Annotated in this window: 9 protein-coding genes, 2 tRNA genes and 3 rRNA genes; 3 read left to right on the plus strand and 11 right to left on the minus strand. The window is 52.8% G+C overall.

Features of this window, described 5'->3' with window-relative positions; translation table 11 throughout:
- Positions 1-497: 497 nt before the first annotated feature.
- Positions 498-1,448, plus strand: a complete 951-nt coding sequence (coaA, locus tag ACMYSK_RS18145; RefSeq protein ID WP_015585388.1) for a type I pantothenate kinase — start codon at positions 498-500, stop codon at positions 1,446-1,448.
- Between the two features lie 47 nt (positions 1,449-1,495).
- On the opposite strand, the gene birA is transcribed toward coaA, so the two are convergent.
- The 11 genes from birA to pepQ form a co-directional block, all read right to left on the minus strand.
- Complete coding sequence (birA, locus tag ACMYSK_RS18150; protein WP_434637511.1) at positions 1,496-2,458, minus strand: bifunctional biotin--[acetyl-CoA-carboxylase] ligase/biotin operon repressor BirA; 963 nt, start codon at positions 2,456-2,458, stop codon at positions 1,496-1,498.
- On the minus strand, positions 2,455-3,483 hold the full coding sequence (gene murB, locus ACMYSK_RS18155; protein WP_434637513.1) for a UDP-N-acetylmuramate dehydrogenase: 1,029 nt from the start codon (positions 3,481-3,483) through the stop codon (positions 2,455-2,457). Before murB ends, birA begins: the two co-directional genes overlap by 4 nt.
- 223 nt (positions 3,484-3,706) lie before the next feature.
- Positions 3,707-3,822: ribosomal RNA gene (rrf, locus tag ACMYSK_RS18160) — 5S ribosomal RNA — on the minus strand.
- Between the two features lie 97 nt (positions 3,823-3,919).
- Positions 3,920-6,827, minus strand: a 23S ribosomal RNA gene (locus tag ACMYSK_RS18165).
- A gap of 205 nt (positions 6,828-7,032) precedes the next feature.
- A tRNA-Ala gene (locus ACMYSK_RS18170) sits at positions 7,033-7,108 on the minus strand.
- A 110-nt stretch (positions 7,109-7,218) separates the two neighbouring features.
- A tRNA-Ile gene (locus ACMYSK_RS18175) sits at positions 7,219-7,295 on the minus strand.
- A 71-nt stretch (positions 7,296-7,366) separates the two neighbouring features.
- Positions 7,367-8,907 (minus strand): 16S ribosomal RNA (locus ACMYSK_RS18180).
- The 16S, 23S and 5S rRNA genes sit together here with 2 tRNA genes alongside, the layout of an rRNA operon.
- Positions 8,908-9,295: 388 nt before the next feature.
- Complete coding sequence (gene hemG, locus ACMYSK_RS18185) at positions 9,296-9,829, minus strand: menaquinone-dependent protoporphyrinogen IX dehydrogenase (RefSeq protein WP_434637515.1); 534 nt, start codon at positions 9,827-9,829, stop codon at positions 9,296-9,298.
- A gap of 11 nt (positions 9,830-9,840) precedes the next feature.
- A complete protein-coding gene (gene trkH / locus ACMYSK_RS18190) occupies positions 9,841-11,292 on the minus strand; it encodes a Trk system potassium transporter TrkH (RefSeq protein ID WP_434637517.1) in 1,452 nt (483 codons plus the stop codon).
- Between the two features lie 40 nt (positions 11,293-11,332).
- Positions 11,333-11,947 (minus strand): IMPACT family protein, encoded by a 615-nt coding sequence (locus ACMYSK_RS18195; RefSeq protein ID WP_434637519.1) that lies wholly within the window; start codon positions 11,945-11,947, stop codon positions 11,333-11,335.
- Positions 11,947-13,278, minus strand: a complete 1,332-nt coding sequence (pepQ, locus tag ACMYSK_RS18200) for a Xaa-Pro dipeptidase (RefSeq protein WP_434637521.1) — start codon at positions 13,276-13,278, stop codon at positions 11,947-11,949. Before pepQ ends, ACMYSK_RS18195 begins: the two co-directional genes overlap by 1 nt.
- Positions 13,279-13,469: 191 nt before the next feature.
- Here pepQ and fadB point away from each other — a divergent pair, with 191 nt between their 5' ends.
- Positions 13,470-15,659: a fatty acid oxidation complex subunit alpha FadB gene (gene fadB / locus ACMYSK_RS18205; RefSeq protein ID WP_434637523.1), complete on the plus strand. Its 2,190-nt coding sequence runs from the start codon at positions 13,470-13,472 to the stop codon at positions 15,657-15,659.
- A 9-nt stretch (positions 15,660-15,668) separates the two neighbouring features.
- Positions 15,669-16,832, plus strand: a complete 1,164-nt coding sequence (gene fadA, locus ACMYSK_RS18210; RefSeq protein WP_434637525.1) for an acetyl-CoA C-acyltransferase FadA — start codon at positions 15,669-15,671, stop codon at positions 16,830-16,832.
- The last annotated feature ends 20 nt before the right edge of the window (positions 16,833-16,852 follow it).

Genomic DNA, 16,852 nt, shown 5'->3' on the forward strand with positions numbered 1-16,852 from the left:
CCTGCGAATTCATGCAACTAAAAAATTGCATAAAATGTTCCATTGCTCATATTTTGTGCTCAAACAAGGAAAAACGGTGTAATTTCAAACAACGGAGGACAAAAAACCGGCATTCCTCGCGCCATAAATCGAACGTAGCCACGTGATATTGGGTTCAGAAACGCCATTTCCGATCATCGCAGGAACTTCCGGGCACCCTCGCGGCATGAAAACTCCTCTTATTCTGACGAAAATGTATTTCAACGTCAGCTAAGCGCGTTCGTTGATAGCTCTCCCCATCGACATTCATCACCCGCCCCCTTCACCACTATTATCCACCTGACACATAATTACCCGCACACCCCACTCTTGTGATGTCTGCATTAGAAAGCGTCATTCGATGAGTTTTTTTCTTATTATTCCTCGCAATCTGGTGTTACCCTCCTGCCCATTGTCCTGATTAACTTGTGTGAAGCATCCCTCGCTGCATTAGATTCGGCGATGCTAAGAACATGCTTATGAGCAAAAAAGAGCAGACGTTAATGACACCGTATCTACAATTTAACCGCAACCAATGGGCTGCACTTCGTGATTCCGTTCCGATGACGCTGACAGAGGAAGAAATCACGCGGTTAAAAGGCATCAACGAAGATCTTTCCCTTGAAGAAGTTGCAGAGATCTATTTGCCGCTGTCGCGTTTGCTTAATTTCTATATCAGTTCTAACTTGCGCCGCCAGGCCGTGCTGGAGCAATTCCTTGGCACTAACGGCCAGCGTATTCCGTATATCATCAGTATTGCCGGGAGCGTGGCAGTAGGTAAAAGCACAACTGCGCGTGTCCTGCAGGCCTTGCTCAGTCGCTGGCCGGAACATCGCCATGTCGAATTAATTACCACCGATGGTTTCCTGCATCCTAACGCCGTGTTGAAAGAACGCGGGCTGATGAAGAAGAAGGGCTTCCCGCAATCTTATGATATGCACCGTCTGGTCAAGTTTGTCTCCGACCTGAAATCCGGTATACCGAATGCCACCGCACCGGTCTATTCGCACCTTATTTATGATGTAATCCCCGACGGGGATAAAACCGTGGCACAACCGGACATTTTGATTCTGGAAGGATTAAATGTACTGCAAAGCGGAATGGATTATCCCCATGACCCGCACCATGTATTTGTGTCTGACTTCGTTGATTTTTCTATATATGTCGATGCGCCAGAAGAATTACTGAAAACATGGTATATCAACCGCTTCTTAAAATTCCGCGAAGGGGCATTCACCGATCCTGATTCTTATTTCCATAATTATGCAAAGCTTTCTAAAGATGAAGCTGTGAACATTGCCACTTCATTATGGAATGAGATTAACCTGCTGAATCTCAAAGAAAACATACTACCAACTCGAGAGCGCGCTAGTCTTATCATGACCAAAAGTGCAAATCACTCGGTTGATCAGGTCCGGTTACGGAAATAATAATTATAAAAAATAAAAGGGAGCTCCGGCTCCCTTTTTTATTTGACTTACTCGGCGCTACGCAATGATATCTCGCCACCAACCCAGGGCTTTATCACCCCATCCTGCTCAAGTAATAACGCCCCTTGAGTATCAATACCGCGAGAAATACCAAAGATTTCTTTATCACCAATAATAAGCTTAACCGGGCGATTAAGGAAGTTATCTAATTTCTCCCAACGCGCAAGATAAGGTGTCAGACCGTCTTGCTCAAAGAGCTGAAGGCCAGCGCGAAGCTCTTTAATCAGGCGCGCGGCCAGCGTATTGCGATCGATAGATACACCGGCTTCCTGCAGGCTAATCCATCCCTGGTTCACGATGTCCGACTCAACGCGACGCATCGCCAGATTGATCCCCGCCCCGCTCACTATCTGCGCCGCATCACCGGTTTTCCCCGTCAGCTCGACCAAAATACCCGACAGTTTACGATCCTGGAGATAGAGATCATTTGGCCACTTCACGCGAACCTTGTCGGCCCCCAGGCTCTGAAGCACTTCTGCAATGACAATTCCGATTACCAGACTCAGCCCCACCGCGGCGGCAGGCCCTTGCTCCAGCCGCCAGAACATAGAGAGATAGAGGTTAGCTCCAAAGGGTGAAAACCACTTGCGCCCACGGCGGCCGCGGCCAGCCTGCTGATACTCTGCAACACAGGCATCTCCGGATTGCAGCTCATTAAGACGATCCATCAGATACTGGTTCGTTGAGTCAATGACCGGGAGTACCGTCACTCGGCCGTTTTCGATCTGTGCAGCAATGCGCTCTTCATCTAATAGCTGGATCGGCTCTGGCAGGCTGTAGCCTTTACCTGGAACGGTAAAAACGTCAACGCCCCAGTCACGCAGAGTCTGAATATGCTTATTGATTGCCGCCCGGCTCATGCCCAGGCGTTCGCCCAGCTGCTCTCCGGAATGAAACTCACCATCGGCTAAAATCGATATCAGCGTCAGAGGGATTGTATTATCTTTCATGCAATTGCCTCCTCGGCGTTCACTTCACCGGTTGCACCAATAAAGCGGACTTCCGGCTGGAGCCAGATATTAAATCTTTCGCCTACCTGCTGGCGGACATAATGGGCCAGCTGAATGACATCATCGCTGGTTGCCTGATTATCATTGATTAATACCAAAGCCTGCTGGCGATGTACCGCGGCCCCGCCGATGGTTTTCCCTTTCAGCCGGCATTGATCGATGAGCCATCCTGCGGCCAGTTTCATACTGCCATCTGCCTGCGGGTAATGTGGAGCATTCGGGAACATGGCCAGCAGCGCCTGCCCTTTCTCTGCATCGATCACCGGGTTTTTAAAGAAGCTACCGGCATTACCGTTCACCTTTGGATCCGGAAGCTTAGTTATTCGCATATGGCAAACGGCATCGAATACCTGACGTGGTGTTACGGTTTGCCGGTCAAGTTGAGTCAGATCGCCGTAGGTTAACACCGGATCCCAGCTCTTTGTCAGCCTGAAACCCACGGCAACGATGGCATAGCGATCCTGGTACTCATGTTTGAAAATACTGTCACGATAGCCAAAACGACATTCACTTGCGGAAACGCGCAGCTTACGACCTGTCGCCAGCTCAATACAATCGACATACTGGCAAAAACGTTTTAATTCAACACCATATGCGCCGATGTTCTGGATCGGAGAGGAGCCCGCACAGCCGGGAATCAATGCCAGATTTTCCAGACCCGGCATTTCATTATCCAGCGTAAACTGCACCAGCTGATGCCAGTTCTCTCCGGCCCCAACGTGCAAATGCCAGGCATCAGGCGTTTCCGTAACCTCAATTCCCATAATGCGGTTGATAATCACCGTACCCGCATAATCCTTCAGGAAGAGCACGTTGCTTCCTTCACCGAGGATCAAAACGGGCTGTTCTTCTGCAGTGGCTTTTTGCCATGCGGACAATAGCTGCTGTTCATTTTCAGCACGCACAATCGCTTTGGCCGTACGGTCAATGCCAAAGGTATTCCAGGGTTTGAGGGAATGATTCATAGTGGCTTCCTGATGCAAAATCTGCACTAGTTTACCGTATCTGTTGGGGGAAGGCTTGTTTGATTGCGGCCAGACGGGTATTCGTGGCGCTCCAGATAAACATGACTTTTCAGATAGAGATATTTCCCGGAGGCGGCGCGCGGCGCCTTGTCCGGGCTACCCGGCAGTACCGGCAAAAACGCAAAAAGCCCATCCGTCAGGATGGGCTTCTTACTTGTTTGATGCCTGGCAGTTCCCTACTCTCACATGGGGAGACCCCACACTACCATCGGCGCTACGGCGTTTCACTTCTGAGTTCGGCATGGGGTCAGGTGGGACCACCGCGCTATTGCCGCCAGGCAAATTCTGTTTCCACCCCGCATCTCTGCGCAGTGAATAATCTGTCATCAGGCTGAAAATCAATTTCGTCTCTTCGCCAAAACAGCTTCGGCGTTGTAAGGTTAAGCCTCACGGTTCATTAGTATCGGTTAGCTCAACGTATCGCTACGCTTACACACCCGACCTATCAACGTCGTAGTCTTCAACGTTCCTTCAGGACTCTCAAGGAGTCAGGGAGAACTCATCTCGGGGCAAGTTTCGTGCTTAGATGCTTTCAGCACTTATCTTTTCCGCATTTAGCTACCGGGCAATGCCATTGGCATGACAACCCGAACACCAGTGATGCGTCCACTCCGGTCCTCTCGTACTAGGAGCAGCCCCCCTCAATTCTCCAGCGCCCACGGCAGATAGGGACCGAACTGTCTCACGACGTTCTAAACCCAGCTCGCGTACCACTTTAAATGGCGAACAGCCATACCCTTGGGACCTACTTCAGCCCCAGGATGTGATGAGCCGACATCGAGGTGCCAAACACCGCCGTCGATATGAACTCTTGGGCGGTATCAGCCTGTTATCCCCGGAGTACCTTTTATCCGTTGAGCGATGGCCCTTCCATTCAGAACCACCGGATCACTATGACCTGCTTTCGCACCTGCTCGCGCCGTCACGCTCGCAGTCAAGCTAGCTTATGCCATTGCACTAACCTCCTGATGTCCGACCAGGATTAGCTAACCTTCGTGCTCCTCCGTTACTCTTTAGGAGGAGACCGCCCCAGTCAAACTACCCACCAGACACTGTCCGCAACCCGGATCACGGGTCTACGTTAGAACATCAAACATTAAAGGGTGGTATTTCAAGGTTGGCTCCATGCAGACTGGCGTCCACACTTCAAAGCCTCCCACCTATCCTACACATCAAGGCTCAATGTTCAGTGTCAAGCTATAGTAAAGGTTCACGGGGTCTTTCCGTCTTGCCGCGGGTACACTGCATCTTCACAGCGAGTTCAATTTCACTGAGTCTCGGGTGGAGACAGCCTGGCCATCATTACGCCATTCGTGCAGGTCGGAACTTACCCGACAAGGAATTTCGCTACCTTAGGACCGTTATAGTTACGGCCGCCGTTTACCGGGGCTTCGATCAAGAGCTTCTCCTTACGGATAACCCCATCAATTAACCTTCCGGCACCGGGCAGGCGTCACACCGTATACGTCCACTTTCGTGTTTGCACAGTGCTGTGTTTTTAATAAACAGTTGCAGCCAGCTGGTATCTTCGACTGATTTCAGCTCCGTGAGCAAGTCACTTCACCTACCATCAGCGTGCCTTCTCCCGAAGTTACGGCACCATTTTGCCTAGTTCCTTCACCCGAGTTCTCTCAAGCGCCTTGGTATTCTCTACCTGACCACCTGTGTCGGTTTGGGGTACGATTTGATGTTACCTGATGCTTAGAGGCTTTTCCTGGAAGCAGGGCATTTGTTACTTCAGCACCGTAGTGCCTCGTCATCACACCTCAGCGTTTAATAAGCGTCCGGATTTACCTAAACGCTCCGCCTACATGCTTAAACCGGGACAACCGTCGCCCGGCTAACATAGCCTTCTCCGTCCCCCCTTCGCAGTAACACCGAGTACAGGAATATTAACCTGTTTCCCATCGACTACGCCTTTCGGCCTCGCCTTAGGGGTCGACTCACCCTGCCCCGATTAACGTTGGACAGGAACCCTTGGTCTTCCGGCGAGCGGGCTTTTCACCCGCTTTATCGTTACTTATGTCAGCATTCGCACTTCTGATACCTCCAGCAACCCTCACAGGCCACCTTCAACGGCTTACAGAACGCTCCCCTACCCAACAACGCATAAGCGTCGCTGCCGCAGCTTCGGTGCATGGTTTAGCCCCGTTACATCTTCCGCGCAGGCCGACTCGACCAGTGAGCTATTACGCTTTCTTTAAATGATGGCTGCTTCTAAGCCAACATCCTGGCTGTCTGTGCCTTCCCACATCGTTTCCCACTTAACCATGACTTTGGGACCTTAGCTGGCGGTCTGGGTTGTTTCCCTCTTCACGACGGACGTTAGCACCCGCCGTGTGTCTCCCGTGATAACATTCTTCGGTATTCGTAGTTTGCATCGGGTTGGTAAGTCGGGATGACCCCCTAGCCGAAACAGTGCTCTACCCCCGAAGATGAGTTCACGAGGCGCTACCTAAATAGCTTTCGGGGAGAACCAGCTATCTCCCGGTTTGATTGGCCTTTCACCCCCAGCCACAAGTCATCCGCTAATTTTTCAACATTAGTCGGTTCGGTCCTCCAGTTAGTGTTACCCAACCTTCAACCTGCCCATGGCTAGATCACCGGGTTTCGGGTCTATACCCTGCAACTTAACGCCCAGTTAAGACTCGGTTTCCCTGCGGCTCCCCTATACGGTTAACCTTGCTACAGAATATAAGTCGCTGACCCATTATACAAAAGGTACGCAGTCACCCCATAAAGAGGCTCCCACTGCTTGTACGTACACGGTTTCAGGTTCTTTTTCACTCCCCTCGCCGGGGTTCTTTTCGCCTTTCCCTCACGGTACTGGTTCACTATCGGTCAGTCAGGAGTATTTAGCCTTGGAGGATGGTCCCCCCATATTCAGACAGGATACCACGTGTCCCGCCCTACTCTTCGAACTCACAGAATGTGCATTTTAGTGTACGGGAGTATCACCCTGTACCCTGCGACTTTCCAGACGCTTCCACTAACACACAAACTGATTCAGGTTCTGGGCTGCTCCCCGTTCGCTCGCCGCTACTGGGGGAATCTCGGTTGATTTCTTTTCCTCGGGGTACTTAGATGTTTCAGTTCCCCCGGTTCGCTTCGTTAAGCTATGTATTCACTTAACGATAGTGTGACGAATCACACTGGGTTTCCCCATTCGGAAATCGCCGGTTATAACGGTTCATATCACCTTACCGACGCTTATCGCAGATTAGCACGTCCTTCATCGCCTCTGACTGCCAGGGCATCCACCGTGTACGCTTAGTCGCTTAACCTCACAACCCGAAACTGTTTCGTAAAACAGTTCGCATTGCGAAAATTTGAGAGACTCGAACACACCATTTTTCCTTTCTTATTACGGAGAAAGGAAACAGTGTGTCGTTTCAATTTTCAGCTTGATCCAGATTTTTAAAGAGCAAAACTTCGCAGCATACCTTTTCAGGTACGCTCTGAAGTTTTTTATTGTGCAGCAGTAAAGGATGGTGGAGCTATGCGGGATCGAACCGCAGACCTCCTGCGTGCAAGGCAGGCGCTCTCCCAGCTGAGCTATAACCCCATCGTAATTGTCATCTCTGTTTACCGTTATTCGATATCGGGCAAGGCATGGTGACGCGAAGCATACTGAAGTATGTGAGTAGTCGCCATAACGCAGCACGGTAGCGAATTTGGTAGGCCTGAGTGGACTTGAACCACCGACCTCACCCTTATCAGGGGTGCGCTCTAACCACCTGAGCTACAAGCCTGCAGAGATTTTTTACTGCTTATTTTTCATCAGACAATCTGTGTGGACACTACAAAGGCAGGTTCTTTCAGGTAAGGAGGTGATCCAACCGCAGGTTCCCCTACGGTTACCTTGTTACGACTTCACCCCAGTCATGAATCACAAAGTGGTAAGCGCCCTCCCGAAGGTTAAGCTACCTACTTCTTTTGCAACCCACTCCCATGGTGTGACGGGCGGTGTGTACAAGGCCCGGGAACGTATTCACCGTGGCATTCTGATCCACGATTACTAGCGATTCCGACTTCACGGAGTCGAGTTGCAGACTCCGATCCGGACTACGACATACTTTATGAGGTCCGCTTGCTCTCGCGAGGTCGCTTCTCTTTGTATATGCCATTGTAGCACGTGTGTAGCCCTACTCGTAAGGGCCATGATGACTTGACGTCATCCCCACCTTCCTCCAGTTTATCACTGGCAGTCTCCTTTGAGTTCCCGGCCGAACCGCTGGCAACAAAGGATAAGGGTTGCGCTCGTTGCGGGACTTAACCCAACATTTCACAACACGAGCTGACGACAGCCATGCAGCACCTGTCTCACGGTTCCCGAAGGCACTAAAGCATCTCTGCTAAATTCCGTGGATGTCAAGAGTAGGTAAGGTTCTTCGCGTTGCATCGAATTAAACCACATGCTCCACCGCTTGTGCGGGCCCCCGTCAATTCATTTGAGTTTTAACCTTGCGGCCGTACTCCCCAGGCGGTCGACTTAACGCGTTAGCTCCGGAAGCCACTCCTCAAGGGAACAACCTCCAAGTCGACATCGTTTACAGCGTGGACTACCAGGGTATCTAATCCTGTTTGCTCCCCACGCTTTCGCACCTGAGCGTCAGTCTTTGTCCAGGGGGCCGCCTTCGCCACCGGTATTCCTCCAGATCTCTACGCATTTCACCGCTACACCTGGAATTCTACCCCCTCTACAAGACTCAAGCTTGCCAGTTTCAAATGCAGTTCCCAGGTTGAGCCCGGGGATTTCACATCTGACTTAACAAACCGCCTGCGTGCGCTTTACGCCCAGTAATTCCGATTAACGCTTGCACCCTCCGTATTACCGCGGCTGCTGGCACGGAGTTAGCCGGTGCTTCTTCTGCGAGTAACGTCAATCACTAAGGTTATTAACCTTAATGCCTTCCTCCTCGCTGAAAGTACTTTACAACCCGAAGGCCTTCTTCATACACGCGGCATGGCTGCATCAGGCTTGCGCCCATTGTGCAATATTCCCCACTGCTGCCTCCCGTAGGAGTCTGGACCGTGTCTCAGTTCCAGTGTGGCTGGTCATCCTCTCAGACCAGCTAGGGATCGTCGCCTAGGTGAGCCATTACCCCACCTACTAGCTAATCCCATCTGGGCACATCTGATGGCATGAGGCCCGAAGGTCCCCCACTTTGGTCTTTCGACGTTATGCGGTATTAGCTACCGTTTCCAGTAGTTATCCCCCTCCATCAGGCAGTTTCCCAGACATTACTCACCCGTCCGCCGCTCGTCACCCAAAGAGCAAGCTCTTCTGTGCTACCGCTCGACTTGCATGTGTTAGGCCTGCCGCCAGCGTTCAATCTGAGCCATGATCAAACTCTTCAATTTAAGTTTGATGCTCGTGAATTAAACTTCGTAATGAATTACGTGTTCACTCAGAGACTTGGTATTCATTTTTCGTCCGAGGACGTTAAGAATCCATGTCACTTTGAGTGCCCACACAGATTGTCTGATAAATTGTTAAAGAGCAGTGCAACGGCGCTGAGCGCTCTGTCGCGAGGTCCCGTATAATACGTTTTCCTCATTCAGAGTCAAGCATTTATTTTTGCTTTTCTCTGTTGGTGTTCATCGCTGAACCCCGCTAACCCGGCGGCCTGTAAGCCGTTGTTCCGTGTCAGTGGAGGCGCATTATAGGGAGTTCTGAGACGTTGACAAGCCCTGTTTTAAAAAAACTTTTCAACCGCTCAAATTCCCGCCATCACGCCGATTTTACGCGCTATTTGCTCGTCATTTGTGCGATTTCTCGCGCAAAATTGGCAACCTGCTTCCAGTCGGTGTAGACGACTTCTTTACTGGTGTCCGTTTCACCGCCGGTCATCTTCATGATCAGGCGAATCATGAAGCGATCGTACCAACGATAGCGTGGGTAGCGCAGCGCCCCGGCAAATACCGCACTACGCTGCGGCTGCCACGGTGAGTTGAGCAGAAACTTGCGCGTATAGCTATTCGTTTGAGGAGTGCGCTTCTCTGGCTTACGAGCAACGAGATTAACCGAGAAAAATGCCCCCGGCAGCGCATTCAGCGGCTGCAGATGTTTCTTCACGAAACGGTCCAGGGCCGGATGAAAGTGCCCATAACGAATCGACGCGCCAATCACTACGCGATCGTAGTAATGCCATTCAACCTCTTCAGTACGGTTGAGATTGATCGTATCCGCATCGACACCCAGCTCTTTTAATTCAGAGGCCAGGAAGGAGGCTATTTCACGAGTCTGCCCATCACGGGTGGAAAATAATATCAACGTTTTCACAAGCACTCCTGTTATTCGCGCCAGAAAGTGGGGGTAAAGAGCACCAGTAAGGTGAACACTTCCAGACGACCAAACAGCATATTAGCAATCAAGATCCATTTCGCGACCGGGTTCATTGTTGCGAAGTTATCCGCCACCACGCCAAGTCCAGGCCCGAGGTTGTTTAAGGTTGCCACAACCGAGGCAAAAGCAGAAAAGTCATCCACACCGGTCGCGATGATCGCCAGCATGCTAATAATGAACACCAACGCATAGGCGGAAAAGAACCCCCACACCGCTTCCAGGATACGTTCCGGTAGCGCACGGTTGCCTAGCTTAATGCTGTATACCGCATTCGGGTGCACCAGACGTTTGAGCTCACGGTTCCCCTGTTTGAACAACAACAGTATGCGGATAACTTTCAGACCACCGCCCGTTGACCCGGCACAACCACCAATAAATGCCGAGCACAGTAACAGTACCGGCAGGAATAACGGCCAGCGAGCGATGCTGTCGGTAGTAAAACCCGCCGTTGTTGCCATCGAGACCACCTGGAAGAAGGCCTGATTCAGCGTCATTAGCGCCGAGCTGTAGACATCGTGTAGCCACAGCACCAGCGTGCAAATCACCACCAGCGTCAGCTGGACGCCGATAAACATGCGAAATTCAGGGTCGCGCCAGTACACCTTCAGGCTACGCCCGCTGAGCAATGAAAAATGCAGGCCATAGTTACAGCCGGAGATCAGCAGGAAAATCGCAATAATAGAGTTAATCGTTGGGCTGTTAAAATATCCCACGCTGGCATCATGGGTAGAAAAGCCGCCAATCGCGATTGTCGAAAAGCTGTGGCCAATGGCATCGAATGCCGGCATTCCAGCGAACCACAGCGCGAGCGCACAGGCTATCGTCAACAGTACGTAGATAAGCCACAGCGTTTTTGCCGTTTCGGCGATACGCGGACGCATCTTATTGTCCTTCAGTGGCCCGGGCATTTCCGCCCGATACAACTGCATCCCACCGACGCCCAGTATTGGCAGTATGGCTACCGCCAGCACAATGATCCCCATACCGCCAAACCACTGCAGCATTTGTCGATAGAAAAGGATGGCATGAGGTAAAGAGTCCAGCCCAACCAGCGTGGTCGCACCCGTCGTGGTCAAGCCTGAAAAGGATTCAAAAAACGCATCCGTTATCGTCAGATTCGGCTGCTCGGCAAAAATAAACGGCAATGCACCGACGCTACCCAGCACGGTCCAGAAGAGGACGACAATAAGAAAGCCCTCACGGGACTTCAGTTCACCCTTTTCACGACGGTTCGGCCACCATAATAGAGAGCCAATCGCCAGAGCGACAAAAAAGGTCTGGGTAAACGCCCGTCCCGCGCCATCTCGGTATATCAGGGCCACTAACCCCGGGAGGATCATGGTCCCCGAAAATAAGATGACCAGCAGGCCAACGATTCGGGTTATCGCGCGAAAATGCATCTCTGGCGCTTCCTTTGATATGCAAAAAATCAGGTGGGGATTATTCGTCAATCTTCAGTAATTGCAACGAACCACGACTAAAATCAGCCAGTTTTGTCGAAAAAGACGCCACTTCAGCCTGCGGAAGCGCCACACGAAGCAGGACGAAGGCCTGATAGTCGCTTTCGACAATTTTTCCGGAGAACTGAGCCAACAGCATTTCAATCCCGGCTAGCTGCCCGTATTCACACTGCAAAGTATACGCGGTCAGCGGCGTCTTGCGCTGCGTTGTCAGCTGGGCAAGCGCCTGATGTACACCGCCGCCATACGCTTTAACCAGACCACCGGTACCGAGCAAAATGCCGCCATAGTAGCGAACCACAACGGCCGTTATCTCGCCGACGCCGCTACCCATCAGCTGCGCCAGCATAGGTTTACCCGCCGTCCCCGCCGGTTCGCCATCGTCAGAAAAACCCAACTGCTGAGAGTCATTGGGTGGCCCGGCCACCCACGCCACACAGTGGTGACGGGCATCCGGGTGTTCCGCCCTCACGGACTCAACAAACGCCTTTGCCGCTACCACGCCATCCGTATGCGCCAACAGCGTGATAAAACGGCTTTTTTTGATCTCTTCAACGAAGGTCACCGGCGCCGCCGGTATCAACCAACTGTCCATTACGCCAGTTTCAGATCACGCGTCATATTTTCAACACTATTTTCGTGGATCACGACGTTATCTTCGATGCGGATGCCACCAAACGGCTTCAAGGCTTCAATTTTCTGCCAGTTGAAGTGTTTGCTGAACTGCCCTTCACGCCACGGCGCCAGCAGAGATTCAATAAAGTAGATACCCGGCTCAATCGTCAGCACCATACGCGGCTGCAGAATACGCGTGCAGCGCAGATACGGATACTTCGACGGTGCAGCCAGATGAGTACCGGTATCATCCTGCATAAAACCGGCCACATCATGGACCTGCAGGCCCAGCGGATGACCAATACCGTGCGGCATAAACGGCCCGGTCAGGTTGTTTTCGACCATCGTATCTTCGCTCATATTGGTCACGATCTGGTGCTTACGCAGCAGTTTGGCGATACGTTGGTGGAACTGGATATGGTAATCCACATAGCTAGTACCGGCCTTCATCGTGCTAATAAGAGCCAGCTGCTCATCATTAACGTCTTTAATCAGATGCGCAAAGTCATTGTCGCCATGTGCCGCCCAGGTACGCGTCAGATCGGCCGCGTAGCCGTTATATTCGGCCCCTGCATCCAGCAAGAAGCTGCGCGCTTCTGCCGGCGCACGGTGATCCAGTTTGGTGTAGTGCAGCACAGATGCATGCTCGTTAAGCGCCACAATATTGCTGTAAGGGACATCGGTATCGCGATGGCCGGTGGCCGTCAGATATGCCTGGTTGATATCGAATTCGCTCATCCCGGAGAGAAATGCTTCATGGGCGGCGCGATGACCGTTAACTGCCGATTTCTGCGCTTCGCGCATGCAGGCCAGTTCATAGTCTGTTTTATACGAACGATAGTAATGCAGGTAATCAATCACCCCTTTCGGGTTGATGTTGTCGGCGGCGATCTCTAAACCGAGCGCCCGCTCTGGCACCGGTCCAATATAGGCAATGTTGCCGCGTGCTGCCGGCAGTTGGCTGCCAATACCATCGGCTTTCGGCAGCGCGATCACTTCAACATCCTCTGTCCAGAATGAGGTCGGCAGCGGTTCAACGTTATGCCAGTAATCAACCGGCAGATAGAACCACAGCTTCGGCTTGTTTACGCCATCAACCAGCAGCCAGCAGTTTGGTACCTGCGTTACCGGGACCCAGGATTTAAATTGCGGGTTGACCTTAAACGGGTACGGATGATCGTCCAGGAAGACATTGACCAGCTCACCGGAGTGAATCAGCAACGCATCGAGATTGAAACGAGCTAAAGCATCACGGGTACGTTCTTGTAGGGTAACGATATGATTTTTATAGAGCGCGGCTAGTGATTCCATCTTTCATCCTTTGCTTTTATTGGATCGTGATTCCCCGCATCTTAGCACATTGCCCCCAGGCAGGGTGATTTCCGCCAGGTGTGATCAGACCAGCATTTATTTAAAGACTCATTTGCAATTCTTTAACATAAATACCACACTCCGCTTCATCTGGTATGACCAGATCATATTGCTGGATTCAGGAGACTGACATGCTCTACAAAGGCGACAACCTGTACCTCGACTGGCTGGAAGATGGCATTGCCGAACTGGTGTTCGATGCCCCCGGCTCGGTTAACAAGCTCGATACCGCAACCGTAGCCAGCCTCGGTGATGCGCTGGACGTGCTCGAAAAACAGAAAGATTTGAAGGGGCTGCTGCTGCGATCTGAAAAAGCGGCCTTTATTGTTGGTGCCGATATTACCGAATTTCTGTCCTTGTTCCTGGTTCCGCAGGAGCAGCTCAGTCAATGGCTCCATTTTGCCAACAGCGTGTTTAACCGTCTGGAAGATTTACCGGTACCGACCATTTCAGCGGTGAACGGTTACGCGCTGGGCGGCGGCTGCGAGTGCGTCCTGGCGACGGACTACCGCCTGGCCACGCCGGACCTGCGCATCGGCCTGCCGGAGACCAAACTGGGTATCATGCCAGGCTTCGGTGGCTCAGTGCGAATGCCGCGCCTGCTTGGCGCCGATAGCGCGCTGGAAATTATCGCTGCAGGAAAAGACGTCAGCGCCGAACAGGCGCTGAAAATCGGCCTCGTCGACGGCATTGTCAAGCCAGAGAAGCTACGTGACGGCGCTCTGGCTATTCTGCGTCAGGCAATTAACGGCGACCTGGACTGGAAAGCGAAGCGTCAGCCGAAACTGGAGCCCCTGAAACTCAGTAAAATTGAAGCGGCAATGAGCTTCACTATCGCCAAAGGCATGGTTGCTCAGACCGCTGGAAAACACTATCCGGCACCGATGACGGCGGTAAAAACAATCGAAGCTGCCGCTGGATCAGGCCGTGAAGCTGCTCTGAACCTGGAAAACCAAAGCTTTGTTCCACTGGCGCACACGAAAGAAGCCCGTGCGCTGGTAGGTATTTTCCTCAACGACCAGTACGTCAAAGCCAAAGCGAAGAAGCTAACCAAAAACGTTGAGACCCCGAAACAGGCCGCTGTGCTGGGGGCCGGGATCATGGGCGGCGGCATCGCTTACCAGTCAGCCTGGAAAGGCGTACCGGTTATCATGAAGGATATCAACGACAAATCGCTGACGCTCGGCATGAACGAAGCCGCCAAACTGCTCAACAAGCAGCTTGAACGTGGCAAGATCGATGGCCTGAAGCTGGCTGGCGTCATCGGCACGATTCACCCGACCCTCGATTATACCGGCTTTGAGCGCGTAGATGTGGTGGTCGAGGCCGTCGTCGAAAACCCGAAAGTGAAGAAGGCCGTACTGGCTGAAACTGAAGAGAAAGTGCGCCCGGATACGGTCCTGGCTTCCAACACCTCAACGATTCCGATCGGTGAGCTGGCAAGCGTCCTGTTGCGACCGGAAAACTTCTGCGGCATGCACTTCTTTAACCCGGTGCATCGTATGCCGCTGGTAGAAGTCATTCGCGGCGAAAAAACCTCGGATAATACCATCGCGAAAGTTGTGGCCTGGGCCAGCAAAATGGGCAAAACACCGATCGTGGTCAATGACTGCCCCGGCTTCTTCGTTAACCGCGTGCTGTTCCCTTACTTTGCAGGATTCAGCCAGCTGCTCCGCGACGGCGCGGACTTCCGCAAGGTCGATAAGGTGATGGAGAAACTGTTCGGCTGGCCGATGGGTCCGGCATACCTCCTCGACGTTGTCGGCATCGATACCGCGCATCACGCACAGGCAGTTATGGCCGCCGGTTTCCCGCTGCGCATGCAAAAAGACTATCGCGATGCGATTGATGCACTGTTCGACGCCCGTCGTTTTGGCCAGAAAAATGGTCTCGGCTTCTGGCGTTATACAGAAGACAGTAAAGGCAAACCTAAGAAAGAAGAAGATCCGGCCGTTGACGCGCTGCTGGCCGAAGTCAGCCAGCCGAAGCGTGACTTCAGCGACGATGAGATTATCGCCCGGATGATGATTCCGATGGTCAACGAAGTGGTTCGCTGCCTGGAAGAGGGTATTATCGCCAGCCCGGCCGAAGCGGATATGGCGCTGGTTTATGGTCTTGGCTTCCCTCCGTTCCACGGCGGCGCATTCCGCTGGCTGGATACCCAGGGCAGCGCAAAATATCTCGATATGGCGCAGCAATATCAGCACCTCGGTCCGCTATATGACGTGCCGGAAGGTCTGCGCGATAAAGCACGCCATAACGAACCCTATTATCCTCCGGTAGAACCCGCCCGCCCGGCAGGTATTCTGAAAACGGCTTAAGGAGTCACAATGGAACAGGTTGTCATTGTTGATGCAGTTCGTACCCCGATGGGCCGTTCGAAGGGCGGCGCCTTTCGCCACGTGCGCGCGGAAGACCTCTCCGCGCACCTGATGCGTAGCCTGCTTTCGCGTAACCCGGCGCTCGACCCGGCAGCGATTGACGATATCTACTGGGGCTGTGTGCAGCAAACGCTGGAGCAAGGTTTCAACATTGCACGTAACGCCGCGCTGCTGGCCGAGATCCCACATTCGGTACCGGCCACGACGGTCAACCGCCTGTGCGGTTCATCGATGCAGGCACTCCACGATGCGGCACGAATGATCATGACCGGCGACGCCAGCGTCTGCCTGATTGGCGGCGTGGAGCATATGGGTCACGTCCCGATGAGCCACGGCGTCGATTTTCACCCTGGCATGAGCCGGAACGTGGCGAAAGCGGCCGGTATGATGGGGCTGACGGCCGAAATGCTGGCGCGTTTGCACGGTATCAGCCGGGAAATGCAGGATCAATTCGCCGCCCGCTCCCACGCTCGCGCATGGGCAGCTACGCAGTCCGGTGCGTTTAAAGCCGAAATTATCCCGACGGGAGGCCATGACGCCGACGGCGTGCTGAAGTCATTTAATTACGACGAAGTGATCCGCCCGGAAACCACCGTGGAAGCCCTGGCAGCATTAAGGCCCGCATTCGACCCGGTGACGGGTACCGTCACGGCGGGAACCTCATCTGCACTCTCCGACGGCGCCGCCGCGATGTTATTAATGAGCGAAAGCCGTGCGCGTGAGCTGGGGCTAAAGCCCCGCGCCCGCGTACGTTCAATGGCAGTAGTCGGCTGTGACCCATCGATTATGGGCTATGGCCCGGTACCGGCGTCAAAGCTGGCGCTGAAAAAAGCCGGGCTTGCTGCCAGCGATATCGACGTTTTTGAAATGAATGAAGCGTTTGCCGCGCAGATCCTGCCGTGTATTAAGGATCTTGGTCTGATGGAGCAGATTGACGAGAAGATCAACCTTAACGGTGGTGCGATCGCTCTGGGTCACCCGCTGGGCTGCTCGGGCGCGCGTATCAGCACCACATTGATTAACCAGATGGAGCGCAAAGACGCACAGTTCGGTCTGGCTACCATGTGTATCGGACTGGGTCAGGGGATTGCGACGGTATTTGAGCGGATTTAATCGGAAAGATATCCCCTCAC

It is taken from the genome of Klebsiella sp. I138 (assembly GCF_051131765.1).
In the GTDB taxonomy this organism is placed as follows: Bacteria; Pseudomonadota; Gammaproteobacteria; order Enterobacterales; family Enterobacteriaceae; genus Klebsiella.

Bases quoted from the DNA above. Each gene is read 5' to 3' on its own strand.
- coaA (WP_015585388.1), top strand. From the start codon at position 498: ATGAGCAAAAAAGAGCAGACGTTAATGACACCGTATCTACAATTTAAC.
- birA (WP_434637511.1), bottom strand. From the start codon at position 2,458: ATGAAAGATAATACAATCCCTCTGACGCTGATATCGATTTTAGCCGAT.
- murB (WP_434637513.1), bottom strand. From the start codon at position 3,483: ATGAATCATTCCCTCAAACCCTGGAATACCTTTGGCATTGACCGTACG.
- trkH (WP_434637517.1), bottom strand. From the start codon at position 11,292: ATGCATTTTCGCGCGATAACCCGAATCGTTGGCCTGCTGGTCATCTTA.
- ACMYSK_RS18195 (WP_434637519.1), bottom strand. From the start codon at position 11,947: ATGGACAGTTGGTTGATACCGGCGGCGCCGGTGACCTTCGTTGAAGAG.
- pepQ (WP_434637521.1), bottom strand. From the start codon at position 13,278: ATGGAATCACTAGCCGCGCTCTATAAAAATCATATCGTTACCCTACAA.
- fadB (WP_434637523.1), top strand. From the start codon at position 13,470: ATGCTCTACAAAGGCGACAACCTGTACCTCGACTGGCTGGAAGATGGC.
- fadA (WP_434637525.1), top strand. From the start codon at position 15,669: ATGGAACAGGTTGTCATTGTTGATGCAGTTCGTACCCCGATGGGCCGT.